This window comes from Mesorhizobium sp. WSM1386 (assembly GCF_055901595.1).
Genome location: NZ_CM148373.1, coordinates 3490470 through 3505006 on the forward strand (window position 1 = coordinate 3490470; position 14537 = coordinate 3505006).

Below are 14537 nucleotides of genomic sequence, written 5' to 3' on the forward strand. Positions count from 1 at the left end.
AATGCTTCAGGACAAAGACCGCATCTTCAACAACATCTACGGCCTGTTCGACAAGTCGCTTGCCGGCGCGATGGCACGCGGCGCCTGGGACAACACGCCAGGCATCATCGCCAAGGGGCGCGAGTGGATCGTCAACGAGATGAAGGCGTCGGGCCTGCGCGGCCGGGGCGGCGCCGGCTTCCCGACCGGCTTGAAATGGTCGTTCATGCCCAAGCAGAGCGACGGCCGGCCGAGCTATCTCGTCGTCAATGCCGACGAATCCGAGCCCGGCACCTGCAAGGACCGAGACATCTTGCGCAACGATCCGCACACGCTGGTCGAGGGCTCCTTCATCGCCGGCTTCGCCATGGGGGCGGTCGCCGCCTACATCTATGTACGCGGCGAGTTCATCCGCGAGCGCGAGGCGCTGCAGCGCGCTATCGACGAGGCCTATGAGGCCAAGCTGATCGGCAAGAACAACACGTCCGGCTACGATTTCGACATCTACATGCACCACGGCGCCGGCGCCTATATCTGCGGCGAGGAGACAGCGCTCCTCGAAAGCCTCGAAGGCAAGAAGGGCCAGCCCAGGCTGAAGCCGCCGTTCCCGGCCAATGTCGGACTTTATGGTTGTCCGACGACCGTCAACAATGTCGAGTCGATCGCGGTGGCGCCGACCATCCTGCGCCGCGGCGCGGCCTGGTTCTCGTCGTTCGGCCGGCCCAACAATGTCGGCACCAAGCTGTTCTGCATCTCCGGCCACGTCAACAATCCGTGCACCGTCGAAGAGGCGATGTCGATCCCGTTCCGCGAGCTGATCGAGACGCATTGCGGCGGTATTCGCGGCGGCTGGGACAATCTCTTGGCGGTCATCCCGGGCGGCGCCTCTGTGCCGCTGGTGCCGGCCGAGCAGATCATCGACACGCCGATGGATTTCGACGCGCTGCGCGACCTGAAGTCCGGTCTCGGCACGGCGGCCGTCATCGTCATGGACAAGTCGACCGATGTCGTGAAGGCGATCGCGCGGTTGTCCTATTTCTACAAGCATGAGAGCTGCGGCCAGTGCACGCCGTGCCGCGAAGGCACCGGCTGGATGTGGCGGGTGATGGAACGGCTGGTGCGCGGCGAGGCGCAGAAGCGCGAGATCGACATGCTGCTCGACGTCACCAAGCAGGTCGAGGGCCACACGATCTGCGCGCTGGGCGACGCGGCGGCATGGCCGATCCAGGGCCTGATGCGGCATTTCCGCGGCGAGGTGGAGCGCCGCATCGACGAGTTTTCGCGCAATGCGCACCGGGCCGAACCGGTGATGGTGGCGGCGGAATAGATTTGTGACTGCGGGCGAAAGCCCGGGACGAGACGAACGGGGCGGGGCGAACGAAGAAACGACCAGGAGAACTTTCTATGGCGCCGTATTCGTACTCATTGATGCCCAATTTGGACCAGATCGAGAAGATGAACCAGGACCTGACCAGGATGATGCCGAAGGAGATGGCCAGTGCCGTCAACCTTTTCGCGCACCCTGTCGCGGGTGCCGCTGCAATGTCGGCCTTGAGCCTCGGGCTCGCCAACCACGCGTTCGGCGTCTGGCTGGGCGCGCTTTCGGGAGCCGCCGAGGCATCCCAACGCCTCATGCAGCCGCTGATCGAGGATTTCGAGACGCGCGTAGAGCAATTCGAGGACGCGAATTCTTCGTCCACCAAGGCGCGGGCGACGGCGAAGACCATGATTGCCGAGGCGCAGTCCTTCGCGCAGGAAGTCACCGACATTGCCGCCAAGGAAGCCGCCACCACAGCGCCGGTGGCCAGTGCCGGCCCGGCAACGGGCGACGTCCCCGACGCATTGTTGCCCGAGGATTTCCGCCAGCCCAAGGCCATGGACAAGCCGGCGAAGCCGTCGGATTTGAAAGCGATATCGGGCATCGGGCCGAAGCTCGAGAAAGTTCTGAACGGGCTCGGCATCTGGACATATGCCCAGATCGCGGCCTGGTCGCCGCAGGAGATCGCCTGGGTCGACGACTATCTGTCGTTCAACGGCCGCATCGGCCGCGACGATTGGACTGCCCAGGCAACTGCGCTGTCCGCGAAGAAGTGAATGAAATGTCGGGCGCTGCGTCTGTCGCGCCCGGGAAATTAGATTGCGGGAAATCCGCAGGGGTTTGAGGCGAATGGCAAAGCTCAAGGTCGACGGGAAAGAGATCACTGTACCCGACCACTATACGCTGCTGCAGGCGGCGGAAGACGCGGGCGCGGAAGTGCCGCGCTTCTGCTTCCACGAGCGGCTGTCGATCGCTGGCAACTGCCGTATGTGCCTGATCGAGGTCAAGGGCGGGCCGCCCAAGCCGCAGGCCTCCTGCGCCATGGGCGTGCGCGACCTGCGCCCGGGCCCCAATGGCGAGCCGCCGGAGATCTTCACCAACACGCCGATGGTCAAGAAGGCCCGGGAAGGCGTGATGGAGTTCCTGCTGATCAACCATCCGCTCGACTGCCCGATCTGCGACCAGGGCGGCGAATGCGACCTGCAGGACCAGGCGATGGCCTTCGGCGTCGATTCCTCGCGCTATCACGAGAACAAACGCGCGGTCGAAGACAAATATATCGGCCCGCTGGTCAAGACGGTGATGAACCGCTGCATCCACTGCACGCGCTGCGTCCGCTTCACCACCGAGGTCGCCGGCATTTCCGAACTCGGCCTGATCGGTCGTGGCGAGGACGCCGAGATCACCACCTATCTCGAAAGCGCGATGACATCGGAGCTGCAGGGCAATGTCATCGATCTCTGCCCCGTCGGCGCGCTGACGTCCAAGCCGTTCGCCTTCCAGGCGCGGCCGTGGGAGTTGACCAAGACCGAATCCATCGACGTCATGGATGCCGTCGGCTCGGCGATCCGCGTCGATAGCCGTGGCCGCGAGGTGATGCGCATCCTGCCGCGCGTCAACGAGCAGGTGAACGAGGAGTGGATCTCCGACAAGACCCGCTTCATCTGGGACGGCCTGCGCACGCAGCGCCTCGACCGCCCCTATGTCCGCAAAGACGGAAAGCTGGTTCCGGCAAGCTGGGCGGACGCGTTCGCCGCGATCAAGGACGCGGTGTCGAAGACGACGCCCGAGAAGATCGGCGCTATTGCCGGCGATCTGGCCGCGGTCGAGGAAATCTACGCGCTGAAGCTGCTGATGGCTTCGCTCGGCTCCAGGAACACCGATTGCCGCCAGGATGGCGCCGCGCTCGACCCGGCGCTCGGCCGTGCCAGCTACATCTTCAACCCGACCATCGAAGGCATCGAGCAGGCCGACGCGGTGCTGATCATCGGCGCCAATCCGCGCTTCGAGGCCTCGGTGCTCAACGCCCGCATACGCAAGCGCTGGCGGGTCGGCAATCTGCCGGTCGGCGTCATCGGCGATGTCGGCGACACCCGCTACGAGTACGAATTGTTGGGCGCCGGACCGGATTCGCTCAAGGATCTGGCCGACGGCAATGGCAAGTTCTTCCAGACGCTGAAGAAGGCGACGCACCCGCTGATCATCGTCGGCCAAGGCGCATTGGCACGCGCGGACGGCGCTGCCGTGCTCGGCCAGGCGGCCAAGCTCGCCGCTGCGGTGAACGCCGTACGGGCGGACTGGAACGGCTTTGCCGTGCTGCACAATGCGGCTGGGCGCGTTGGCGGCCTCGACCTCGGCTTCGTGCCGGGCGAGGGCGGCAAGAGCGTCGCCGGCATGCTCGGCGAAACGGACGTGCTGTTCCTGCTCGGCGCCGACGAGATCGACATGGGCAAGACCGGCGGCGCCTTCGTCGTCTATATCGGCACCCATGGCGACGCCGGCGCGCACCGCGCCAATGTCATCCTGCCGGCGGCCGCCTACACCGAAAAGTCGGGCACCTATGTCAACACGGAAGGGCGCGTGCAGCAGACCAACCGCGCCGGGTTCGCACCGGGCGATGCGCGCGAGGACTGGGCGATCCTGCGGGCGCTGTCGGACGTGCTGGGCAAGAAGCTGCCGTTCGATTCGCTGCCGCAACTGCGCGCCAAGCTTTATGGCGAATACCCGCATCTGGCCCGCATCGACCAGGTCGCGGCCGGCAATGCCGAGGATATCGCCGGGGTGGCGAAGCTCGGCGGGCGGCTGAACAAGGGCACCTTCACCTCGCCGGTCAAGGATTTCTACCTGACCAACCCGATCGCGAGGGCGTCCGCCGTGATGGCGGAATGCTCGGCACTGGCCAAGAGCGGCTTCAAGCAGGCGGCGGAATAAGCATGGACACCTTCTTCTCCTTCTACGTGCTGCCGGCGCTGCTGATCCTGCTGAAATCAGTGGTGCTGATCGTCGTGCTGCTGATCTTCGTCGCCTACATCCTCTACGCCGACCGCAAGATCTGGGCGGCGGTGCAGTTGCGCCGTGGCCCGAACGTCGTCGGCCCCTGGGGCACGCTGCAGGCCTTCGCCGACCTGTTGAAGTTCGTCTTCAAGGAACCGGTCATCCCATCCGGCGCCAACAAGGGCGTGTTCCTTTTGGCGCCGCTTGTATCGGCGGTGCTGGCGATCTCGGCCTGGGCGGTCATCCCGGTCAGCCAGGGCTGGGCGATCGCCAACGTCAATGTCGGCATCCTCTATGTTTTCGCCATCTCCTCGCTCGAGGTCTATGGCGTGATCATGGGCGGCTGGGCGTCGAACTCGAAATATCCGTTCCTCGGCGCGTTGCGCTCGGCGGCCCAGATGGTGTCCTATGAAGTCTCGATCGGCTTCGTCATCGTCACGGTGCTGCTCACCGCCGGTTCGCTCAATCTCAGCGATATCGTCCTGTCGCAGCAAGGCGGGCTTGGAACGCGGCTCGGCCTGCCCAACACCTTCCTCGACTGGAACTGGCTCGCCCTGTTCCCGATGTTCATCATCTTCTTCATCTCGGCGCTGGCAGAGACGAACCGTCCGCCCTTCGACCTGGTCGAAGCCGAATCGGAGTTGGTCGCCGGCCACATGGTCGAATATTCGTCGACGCCGTTCCTGCTGTTCTTCCTCGGCGAATATGTCGCCATCGTGCTGATGTGCGCGCTGGCCACCATCCTGTTCCTCGGCGGCTGGCTGCCGCCCTTCGACTTCGCGCCCTTCACCTGGGTGCCGGGCGTCATCTGGTTCGTGCTGAAGGTCTGTTTCGTGTTCTTCGGCATTTCCATGGTCAAGGCCTTCGTGCCGCGCTACCGCTACGACCAGCTGATGCGATTGGGCTGGAAGGTGTTCCTGCCGATTTCGCTGTTCATGGTGGTCGCCACCGCCGCCTTCCTCAAGATCACGGGGTTTGCGTGATGTCCGCTTTGTCCCAGGCTGCAAAATCGCTGCTGCTGCAGGATTTCGTCAGCGCCTTCTTCCTGTCGATGCGCCAGTTCTTCGCGCCGAAGGAGACGATCAACTATCCGCACGAGAAGGGGCCGGTGAGCCCGCGCTTCCGTGGCGAGCATGCCTTGCGCCGCTATCCCAATGGCGAGGAACGTTGCATCGCCTGCAAGCTGTGCGAGGCGATCTGCCCGGCGCAGGCGATCACCATCGAGGCCGGCCCGCGCCGCAATGACGGCACGCGCCGCACGGTGCGCTACGACATCGACATGGTGAAGTGCATCTATTGCGGCTTTTGCCAGGAAGCCTGCCCGGTCGACGCCATCGTCGAGGGGCCGAATTTCGAATTCGCGACGGAGACGCGCGAGGAACTCTACTACGACAAGGACAGGCTGCTGGCGAATGGCGACCGGTGGGAGCGCGAACTGGCGCGCAACATCTCGCTGGACTCGCCCTACCGCTGATATCGACGCATGGACGGGGCGAGGGGCCTCGTCCAGAGGACGATCCCGAAAAGTTGCGGACTTTTCGGACCAGATCATCCTCCGGAACAAGAGAGTGTCGCATGTTTCTGTCGATCGGGTCTTTCAACCCGATCGGAACATGCGATAGGAACACGCAACTTGCGGCCGGAGGCGGTCGCAAAACTCGAACAGGACGGTTGTCCTGTTTCGGATAGGAACCCGGGGGATCCCCAATGCTGAGTGGACTAGAGGCGGCCTTCTTCTACCTCTTCGCCTTTGTCGCGGTGGCATCGGCGTTCATGGTCATTTCGTCGCGCAACCCCGTGCATTCGGTGCTGTTCCTGATCCTGACCTTCTTCAACGCCGCCGGCCTCTTCATGCTGACCGGCGCCGAGTTCCTGGCGATGATCCTGCTCGTCGTCTATGTCGGCGCGGTGATGGTGCTGTTCCTGTTCGTCGTCATGATGCTCGACGTCGACTTCGCCGAGATGAAGGAAGGCGCCTTGCAATACGCGCCGATCGGCGCGCTGGTCGGGCTGATCCTGGCGGCGGAACTGATCGTGGTGCTGGGCGGCTACACCTTCGCGCCGCAACTCGCCTCGACGGTCGCCAAGCCGATTCCCGATCTCGCCGCGCGTTCGAACACGGCCGCGCTCGGCGACATCCTCTATACCGACTACCTCTACTACTTCCAGATTTCGGGCCTCATCCTGCTGGTTGCCATGATCGGCGCCATCGTGCTGACGCTGCGCCACAAGGAAGGGGTCAAGCGGCAGTCGATCGCAGCCCAGGTCGGCCGCACGCCGGCGACCGGCATGGAAATCCGCAAGGTCAAGTCGGGCGAAGGAGTCTGAGATGGTCGTCGGCATCGCACATTATCTGACCGTATCGGCGATCCTGTTCACGCTCGGCGTGTTCGGCATCTTCCTGAACCGCCGCAACATCATCGTCATCCTGATGTCGGTCGAGCTGATCCTGCTTGCGGTCAACATCAACTTCGTCGCCTTTTCGGCGGCGCTCGGCGATCTGGTCGGCCAGGTGTTCGCGCTGTTCGTGCTGACGGTCGCAGCGGCGGAAGCCGCCATCGGACTTGCCATTCTCGTCGTCTTCTTCCGCAACCGCGGCTCGATCGCGGTCGAAGACGTGAACATGATGAAGGGTTGACGGAACCACCATGTATCAGGCCATCGTCTTCCTTCCACTGCTCGGCTTCCTGATCGTCGGCCTGTTCGGCACGTCGCTCGGCGCCAAGGCGTCCGAATACATCACCTCCGGCTTCCTCGTGATTGCGGCCGTGCTGTCGTGGGTCGCCTTCTTCAGCGTCGGCTTCGGCCATGGCGAGGTGTTCACCGTGCCGGTGCTGCACTGGATCCAGTCCGGCGGCCTCGACGTATCCTGGGCGCTGCGCATCGATACGCTGACGGTGGTGATGCTGGTGGTGGTCAACACCGTCTCGGCGCTGGTTCACATCTATTCGATCGGCTACATGCACCACGATCCGAACCGGCCGCGCTTCTTCGCCTACCTGTCGCTGTTCACCTTCGCCATGCTGATGCTGGTGACCGCGGACAACCTCGTGCAGATGTTCTTCGGCTGGGAAGGGGTGGGGCTGGCGTCCTACCTGCTGATCGGCTTCTGGTACAAGAAGCCGTCGGCCAATGCCGCCGCAATCAAGGCCTTCGTCGTCAACCGTGTCGGCGATTTCGGTTTCGCGCTCGGCATTTTCGGCGTGTTCGTGCTGTTCGGCTCGGTCAACCTTGGCACCATCTTCGCCAATGCGGCGACCTTCGTTCCCGCTGAAGGCGCGCCGCAAGGAGCGGCCGTGCTCACCTTCCTCGGCCATGCACTGGACAAGCAGGCGGCTATGACCGTCGTCTGCCTGCTCCTGTTCATGGGCGCCATGGGCAAGTCGGCGCAAGTGCCGCTGCACACCTGGCTGCCGGACGCCATGGAAGGCCCGACACCGGTTTCGGCGCTGATCCATGCCGCCACCATGGTGACGGCCGGCGTGTTCATGCTGGCGCGGCTGTCGCCGCTGTTCGAGCTGTCGCATTCGGCGCTGACGGTGGTGACCTTCATCGGCGCCTTCACCGCCTTCTTCGCGGCGACCGTCGGTCTCGTCCAGAACGACATCAAGCGGGTCATCGCCTATTCGACCTGTTCGCAGCTCGGCTACATGTTCGTGGCGCTCGGCGTCGGCGCCTATGGCGCCGCGATCTTCCACCTGTTCACGCACGCCTTCTTCAAGGCGTTGCTGTTCCTCGGCTCGGGTTCGGTCATCCATGCCGTCTCCGACGAGCAGGACATGCGCAAGATGGGTGGTCTGAGAAAGCTGATCCCGACCACCTACTGGATGATGGTGATCGGCACGCTGGCGCTGACCGGCGTCGGCATTCCGGTGACCGTCATCGGCACCGCCGGCTTCTTCTCCAAGGACGCCATCATCGAGACCGCCTTTGCCAGCCACAACTCGGTCGCCGGCCTTGCCTTCGTGCTGCTGGTCGTCGCCGCCGGCTTCACCTCCTTCTACTCCTGGCGGCTGATCTTCATGACCTTCCACGGCAAGCCGCGGGCAAGCCACGAGGTGATGCACCATGTCCATGAATCGCCGCCGGTGATGCTGGTGCCGCTGTTCATCCTGGCCGCCGGCGCGCTGTTTGCCGGTATCATCTTCCACAATTCCTTTATCGGCGAAGGCTATGCCGAGTTCTGGAAGGCGTCGCTGTTCACGCTGCCGGACAACCACATCCTGCACGAGATCCATGAGCTGCCGCTGTGGGTCGAGCTGTCGCCCTTCATCGCCATGCTGATCGGCCTGGCGCTGGCCTGGAAATTCTACATCCGCTCGCCGGAAATGCCCGTCAATCTGGCCGCCCAGCATCGCGGGCTCTACGCCTTCCTGCTCAACAAGTGGTACTTCGACGAGCTCTACGACTTCCTGTTCGTGCGGCCGGCCAAGCGCCTTGGTTCCTTCCTGTGGAAGACCGGCGATGGCACCATCATCGACGGGCTTGGGCCGGATGGCATTTCGGCGCGCGTCGTCGACGTCACCAACCGCGTCGTCAAGCTGCAGACCGGCTACCTCTATCACTATGCCTTCGCCATGCTGATCGGCGTTGCCGCATTCGTCACCTGGATGATGCTCTGATGACCACCTGGCCAATCCTCTCGCTGGTCACCTTCCTGCCCCTGGTTGGTGTGCTGCTGATCCTGCTCATCAACGATGACAGCGAAAACGCACGTCGCAACATCCGCGCCATCGCGCTGTTGACGACGACCTTCACGTTCATCATCTCGCTGTTCATCTGGACCGGCTTCGACAATTCGCAGGCCAGCTTCCAATTCGTCGAGAAGGCCGCCTGGCTCGACTCCGGCATCTCCTACCATATGGGCGTCGACGGCATTTCCATGCTGTTCGTCATCCTGACGACGTTCCTGATGCCGCTCTGCATCCTGGCGTCCTGGGAATCGATCGAGAAGCGCGTCAAGGCCTACATGATCGCCTTCCTGCTGCTCGAGACGCTGATGATCGGCGTGTTCTGCGCGCTCGATATCGTGCTGTTCTACGTCTTCTTCGAAGCCGGCCTGATCCCGATGTTCATCATCATCGGCGTCTGGGGCGGCAAGCGGCGCGTCTATGCCTCGTTCAAGTTCTTCCTCTACACGCTGGCCGGCTCGGTGCTGATGCTGCTCGCCATCATGGCGATGTTCTATCAGTCCGGCACGACCGACATTCCGACGCTTCTGACCCACAGCTTCCCGGCCAACATGCAGACCTGGCTATGGCTCGCCTTCTTCGCCTCCTTCGCGGTGAAGATGCCGATGTGGCCGGTGCACACCTGGCTGCCGGACGCGCACGTCGAGGCGCCGACGGCCGGCTCGGTCATCCTGGCTGCCATCCTCCTGAAGATGGGCGGGTACGGTTTCCTGCGCTTCTCGCTGCCGATGTTCCCGCTGGCGTCCGAGATGTTCGCGCCGCTGGTGTTCACGCTCTCCGTCGTCGCCATCATCTACACCTCGCTGGTGGCGCTGATGCAGGAGGACATGAAGAAGCTGATCGCCTATTCGTCGGTCGCCCATATGGGCTTCGTCACCATGGGCATCTTCGCCATGAACCAGGAAGGCGTGCAGGGCGCGATCTTCCAGATGCTCAGCCACGGCCTCGTTTCGGGCGCGCTGTTCCTGTGCGTCGGCGTGATCTACGACCGCATGCACACGCGTGAGATCGCCGCCTATGGCGGCCTCGTCAACAACATGCCCAAATATGCCACCGTGTTCATGGTCTTCACCATGGCCAATGTCGGCCTGCCCGGCACGTCAGGCTTCGTCGGCGAGTTCCTGACCATGCTCGGCGTGTTCCGGGTCAACACCTGGGTGGCGTTCTTCGCCGCCACCGGCGTCATCCTGTCGGCCGCCTACGCGCTCTGGCTCTACCGCCGGGTGATCTTCGGCGCGCTGACCAAGGATAGCCTGAAGGGGCTGCTCGACCTTTCGCCGCGCGAGAAGGCGATCATCTACCCGTTGGTGGTGCTGGTCATCTTCTTCGGCGTCTATCCCGCTCCCGTCTTCGACGCGACGGCCCAGTCGGTCAAGTCGCTCGTCACCAATGTCACCGCATCCATCGGCGCCGCGCAGACCGCGGCGGCGAACTGACCAGAGGTTTTGCGAACCATGACGCCGGACCTTCTCTCCAGCCTGTCGCTCTCGACGCCCGAGCTGATCCTTGCCATCGGCGCGCTCGCGCTGCTGATGGTCGGGGTCTATTCGCGCGCCAACACCGCCAACACGGTGACCGGCCTCGCCGTCGCCGTGCTGGTGATATCCGGCGCCTGGCTGATCTTTTCCACGGGGCAGGGCAGCGCCTACGGCAACGCCTTCGTCCAGGATTCCTTCGCCCGCTTCATGAAGGTGCTGGCGCTGGTCGGCTCGGCGGTGACGCTTGTGATGTCGATGCGCTTTGCCAAGGCGGAGCGTTTCGACAAGTTCGAATATCCGGTGCTGATCCTGCTTTGCACGCTGGGCATGATGCTGATGATCTCGGCCAACGGCATGATCGGGCTCTATCTCGGCCTCGAACTGCAGTCGCTGGCGATCTACGTGCTGGCGGCGATCAACCGCGACAATCTGCGTTCGACCGAGGCCGGCCTGAAGTACTTCGTGCTCGGCGCGCTGTCGTCGGGCATGCTGCTCTATGGCATCTCGCTGGTCTATGGCTACACCGGCAACACCGGCTTCCAGGAGATCGCGACCGCACTTGGCGGCGGCGAGCGTCAGCTTGGCCTTGTCGTCGGGCTCGTCTTCGTGCTGGCCGGCCTTGCCTTCAAGATCTCGGCGGTGCCGTTCCACATGTGGACGCCGGACGTCTATGAGGGCGCACCGACGCCGGTGACGGCCTTCCTCGCGGCAGCGCCGAAAATGGCGGCGATGGCGCTGATCGTGCGCGTGACCATGGGCGCGTTCAAGCCGATCGCCGCCGACTGGCAGCAGATCATCGTCTTCATCTCGATCGCCTCCATGGCGCTTGGCGCGTTTGCCGCCATCGGCCAGACCAACATCAAGCGCCTGATGGCCTATTCCTCGATCGGCCATATGGGCTATGCGCTGGTCGGCCTTGCGGCCAACAGCCAGGCCGGCGTGCGCGGCGTCGCCATCTACATGCTGATCTACCTGGTGATGACGCTCGGCACCTTCGCCTTCATCCTCGCCATGCGGCGCAAGGAAGGCAATGTCGAGCAGATCAGCGACCTGGCAGGCCTGTCGTCGACCAATCCGATCATGGCGACGATCCTGACCATCCTGATGTTCTCGCTGGCCGGTATTCCGCCGCTCGCCGGCTTCTGGGGGAAGTGGTACGTCTTCCTCGCCGCCATCAACGCCAATCTCTATGCGCTGGCGATCATCGGCGTGCTGGCCTCGGTGGTGGGCGCCTATTATTATCTGCGCATCATCAAGATCATGTGGTTTGACGAACCGGTCGGCGGTTTCGTGCCGATGGCCACGGAATTGCGCGTCGTGCTCGGCGTCTGTGGCGCCTTCGTGCTGTTCTATGTGCTGATCGGCGGGCCGATCGGCACCTATGCCGAAGCCGCCGCCAAGGCGTTCTTCTAGACGGCATGGCATTTCGGCTGGCTCCAACCTCGGCGTCGGAAGGGTTCCGGCTCGAGGCGCATGACAGCGTCGGCTCCACCAACGCGCTGGCGTTGGACCATGCCCGGGCAGGCGATCCGGGCAGGCTGTGGGTCGTTTCCAAGAAGCAGGAAAGCGGGCGCGGGCGGCGTGGCCGCGTCTGGGCGACGCCGGAAGGCAATCTGGCGGCGACATTGCTCGTCCTCACCGGCGGCGAACTTCGCCTTGCCGCGACACTCGGCTTCGTCGCCGGCCTGGCGCTGGCCGATGCGCTCGACGCCGTGGTGCCGAAGGGCCGCATCGCCATCGGCCTCGACGGCGCCAGCCAGGGCCAAAACCGCTTCGAGCTGAAATGGCCGAACGACGTGCTGGCCTCCGGCGCCAAGCTGGCCGGCATCCTGCTGGAATCGGCCGTTCTGGACGGCGGGCGTTTCGCGGTCGCGGTCGGCATCGGCGTCAATGTTGTGGCGCATCCGCAGGATTTGCCGTATCCCGCGACATCGCTTCACGCATTGGGCGCTGCGTGCGACGCCGAAACGCTGTTCCTGGCGCTGTCGGATGCCTGGAGCGAGAATGCCCGGCTTTGGGATGAAGGGCGCGGCCTTGCCGCCATCCGGCGGCGCTGGCTGGCACGCGCGGCGGGCCTTGGCGGTGAGGTTGCTGTCAGAATTGACGGTAATGTGGTGCGTGGCGTGTTCGAGACCATTGACGAGGACTGCCGTTTCGTGATCCGCGACGATGACGGGTCTGTTTTGACGATCGCCGCCGGCGATGTGCATTTCGGCGCGGTCGCATCCGCGCGGGTATAGTTTTGTTTTTACGCAATTCCGGTGGGAAAGCCGTTACACACTATTCCTGGAATTGCTTCAACGGCTTGGCCTGAGGGCCAGGAAGGGAAAAATCATGGCGAAAGCGGAAAACGCCGAACTCGTCTTCGTGCCGCTCGGCGGCGTTGGCGAGATCGGCATGAACTTCGCCCTCTACGGCTATGGCCCGCCGAGCGCGCGCGAATGGATCATCATCGATGTCGGCGTCACCTTTCCCGATACGGCGCATCCGGGCGTCGACCTGATCCTGCCCGACACGCGCTTCATCGAGGAGAACCTCGCCAACCTGCGCGGCATCATCATCACCCATGCGCATGAGGACCATTATGGCGCGCTGCTCGACACCTGGCCGAAGCTGAAGGCGCCTGTGTGGATGACGCCGTTCAGCGCCGGGCTGCTGGAAGCCAAGCGGCAGGGCGAACAGGGCGCACCGAAGATCCCGCTGACGATCTACCGGGCGGGCGAGAAATTCACCGTCGGCCCATTCGAGATCGAGGCCATTCCCGTCGCGCACTCGATTCCCGAGCCGATGTCGCTGGCGATCACCTCGCCGGCCGGCACCGTCATCCACACCGGCGACTGGAAGATCGACCCGGAACCGACGATCGGCCCGAAGACCGACGAAGCGCGCTTCCGTGCCTATGGCGACAAGGGCGTGCTGGCGCTGATCTGCGATTCGACCAATGCGCTGCGTGAAGGCGAGTCGCCTTCGGAAGTCGCGGTGGGCGAGGGCCTCAAGGGTGTCATCCAGGCCGCCAAGGGCCGCGTCGCCGTCACCACGTTCTCCTCCAATGTCGGGCGCATCGTCTCCATTGCCAGGGCCGCACGCGACGCCGGGCGCCAGTGCCTGGTGCTTGGCCGCTCGCTGAAGCGCGTCATCGATGTGGCCGATGAGCTCGGCTACATGGACGGCCTGCCGGAGTTCATCGCCGAGGAGGATTTCGGCTTCATCCCGCGCGAAAACCTCGTCATCATCTGCACCGGCAGCCAGGGTGAGCCGCTGGCAGCCCTTGCCAAGCTGTCACGCGACGAGATGAAATCGGTATCGCTGACGGCGGGAGACACGGTGGTGTTTTCCTCGCGTACCATTCCCGGCAACGAAAAGGCGATCCTCGAGATCAAGAACCGCCTCATCGATCTCGGCATCAAGATCATCGAGGACGGCGACGCGCTGGTGCATGTCTCGGGCCATCCCCGCCGCAGCGAACTGCGCAAGATGTACGAATGGGTGCGCCCGCAGATCGGCGTTCCCGTGCATGGCGAGGCCGCGCATCTGGTGGCGCAGGGATCGCTGATGTCGACCTCCGGCATCGGCCAGGTGGCGCAGGTGCGCGACGGCGACATGCTGCGGCTCGCTCCCGGCCCCGCCACGATCATCGACCAGGTGCCGTTCGGCCGCATCTACAAGGACGGCAATTTGATCGGCACCGACCAGGCGATGGGCATTCGCGACCGGCGCAAATTGTCCTTTGCCGGCCATGTCGCGGTCAATGTCGTGCTCGACGACAAATATGAACTGGCCGGCGATCCCGACCTGGTCGCCATCGGCGTCGCCGAGGCCGATGCCCGTGGCGACACGCTGGAAGACCTGATGATCGATGCGGCCGTGGGCGCGGTGGATTCGATCCCCCGCCAGCGCCGAAAAGACCTCGACCTGGTGCAGGAGGCGGTGCGGCGCGCGGTGCGCGGCGCCGCCAACGAAGCCTGGGGCAAGAAGCCGCTGGTGACGGTGTTCGTCACAAGGTGACGAACAGGGGAATAAGGGAGTAGGGCAGTACGGCAATAGGGAAGGCAAGTTGCGTTGTGCTCGTCCCTCGGT

At 63.9% G+C, this 14537-nt stretch carries 12 protein-coding genes; all 12 read left to right on the forward strand.

Annotated elements, in window-relative coordinates:
* The first annotated feature begins 1 nt into the window (after position 1).
* The 12 genes from nuoF to AC0NIH_RS17210 all read left to right on the forward strand — a co-directional run bounded on the left by nuoF (position 2) and on the right by AC0NIH_RS17210 (position 14465).
* Entirely contained in the window at positions 2 to 1306 is a 1305-nt protein-coding gene (gene nuoF / locus AC0NIH_RS17155) for an NADH-quinone oxidoreductase subunit NuoF (RefSeq protein WP_013894812.1), read from the forward strand.
* Positions 1307 to 1383: 77 nt separating this feature from the next.
* The gene (locus tag AC0NIH_RS17160; RefSeq protein ID WP_473461883.1) at positions 1384 to 2073 is read left to right on the forward strand and encodes an NADH-ubiquinone dehydrogenase; all 690 of its coding nucleotides are present in this window, start codon (positions 1384 to 1386) and stop codon (positions 2071 to 2073) included.
* A 73-nt stretch (positions 2074 to 2146) separates the two neighbouring features.
* Positions 2147 to 4228 carry an NADH-quinone oxidoreductase subunit NuoG gene (gene nuoG / locus AC0NIH_RS17165; protein ID WP_473461881.1) on the forward strand — a complete coding sequence of 694 codons (2082 nt, stop codon included), beginning with the start codon at positions 2147 to 2149 and terminating at the stop codon, positions 4226 to 4228.
* A gap of 2 nt (positions 4229 to 4230) precedes the next feature.
* On the forward strand, positions 4231 to 5274 hold the full coding sequence (gene nuoH / locus AC0NIH_RS17170; RefSeq protein ID WP_023763315.1) for an NADH-quinone oxidoreductase subunit NuoH: 1044 nt from the start codon (positions 4231 to 4233) through the stop codon (positions 5272 to 5274).
* On the forward strand, positions 5274 to 5765 hold the full coding sequence (nuoI, locus tag AC0NIH_RS17175) for an NADH-quinone oxidoreductase subunit NuoI (RefSeq protein WP_023763316.1): 492 nt from the start codon (positions 5274 to 5276) through the stop codon (positions 5763 to 5765). Before nuoH ends, nuoI begins: the two co-directional genes overlap by 1 nt.
* Before the next feature lie 233 nt (positions 5766 to 5998).
* Entirely contained in the window at positions 5999 to 6619 is a 621-nt protein-coding gene (locus AC0NIH_RS17180) for an NADH-quinone oxidoreductase subunit J (protein WP_013894818.1), read from the forward strand.
* Position 6620: 1 nt separating this feature from the next.
* Positions 6621 to 6929 (forward strand): NADH-quinone oxidoreductase subunit NuoK, encoded by a 309-nt coding sequence (gene nuoK, locus AC0NIH_RS17185; protein ID WP_013894819.1) that lies wholly within the window; start codon positions 6621 to 6623, stop codon positions 6927 to 6929.
* A gap of 10 nt (positions 6930 to 6939) precedes the next feature.
* Positions 6940 to 8913, forward strand: coding sequence for an NADH-quinone oxidoreductase subunit L (gene nuoL, locus AC0NIH_RS17190; protein ID WP_473461877.1), 1974 nt, complete (start codon positions 6940 to 6942; stop codon positions 8911 to 8913).
* Positions 8913 to 10418 carry an NADH-quinone oxidoreductase subunit M gene (locus AC0NIH_RS17195; RefSeq protein ID WP_473461874.1) on the forward strand — a complete coding sequence of 502 codons (1506 nt, stop codon included), beginning with the start codon at positions 8913 to 8915 and terminating at the stop codon, positions 10416 to 10418. Before nuoL ends, AC0NIH_RS17195 begins: the two co-directional genes overlap by 1 nt.
* Before the next feature lie 18 nt (positions 10419 to 10436).
* Positions 10437 to 11873 carry an NADH-quinone oxidoreductase subunit NuoN gene (gene nuoN / locus AC0NIH_RS17200; RefSeq protein ID WP_473461872.1) on the forward strand — a complete coding sequence of 479 codons (1437 nt, stop codon included), beginning with the start codon at positions 10437 to 10439 and terminating at the stop codon, positions 11871 to 11873.
* 5 nt (positions 11874 to 11878) lie between these two features.
* The gene (locus AC0NIH_RS17205; RefSeq protein WP_013894823.1) at positions 11879 to 12700 is read left to right on the forward strand and encodes a biotin--[acetyl-CoA-carboxylase] ligase; all 822 of its coding nucleotides are present in this window, start codon (positions 11879 to 11881) and stop codon (positions 12698 to 12700) included.
* Between the two features lie 94 nt (positions 12701 to 12794).
* Positions 12795 to 14465, forward strand: coding sequence for a ribonuclease J (locus AC0NIH_RS17210; RefSeq protein ID WP_473461869.1), 1671 nt, complete (start codon positions 12795 to 12797; stop codon positions 14463 to 14465).
* The last annotated feature ends 72 nt before the right edge of the window (positions 14466 to 14537 follow it).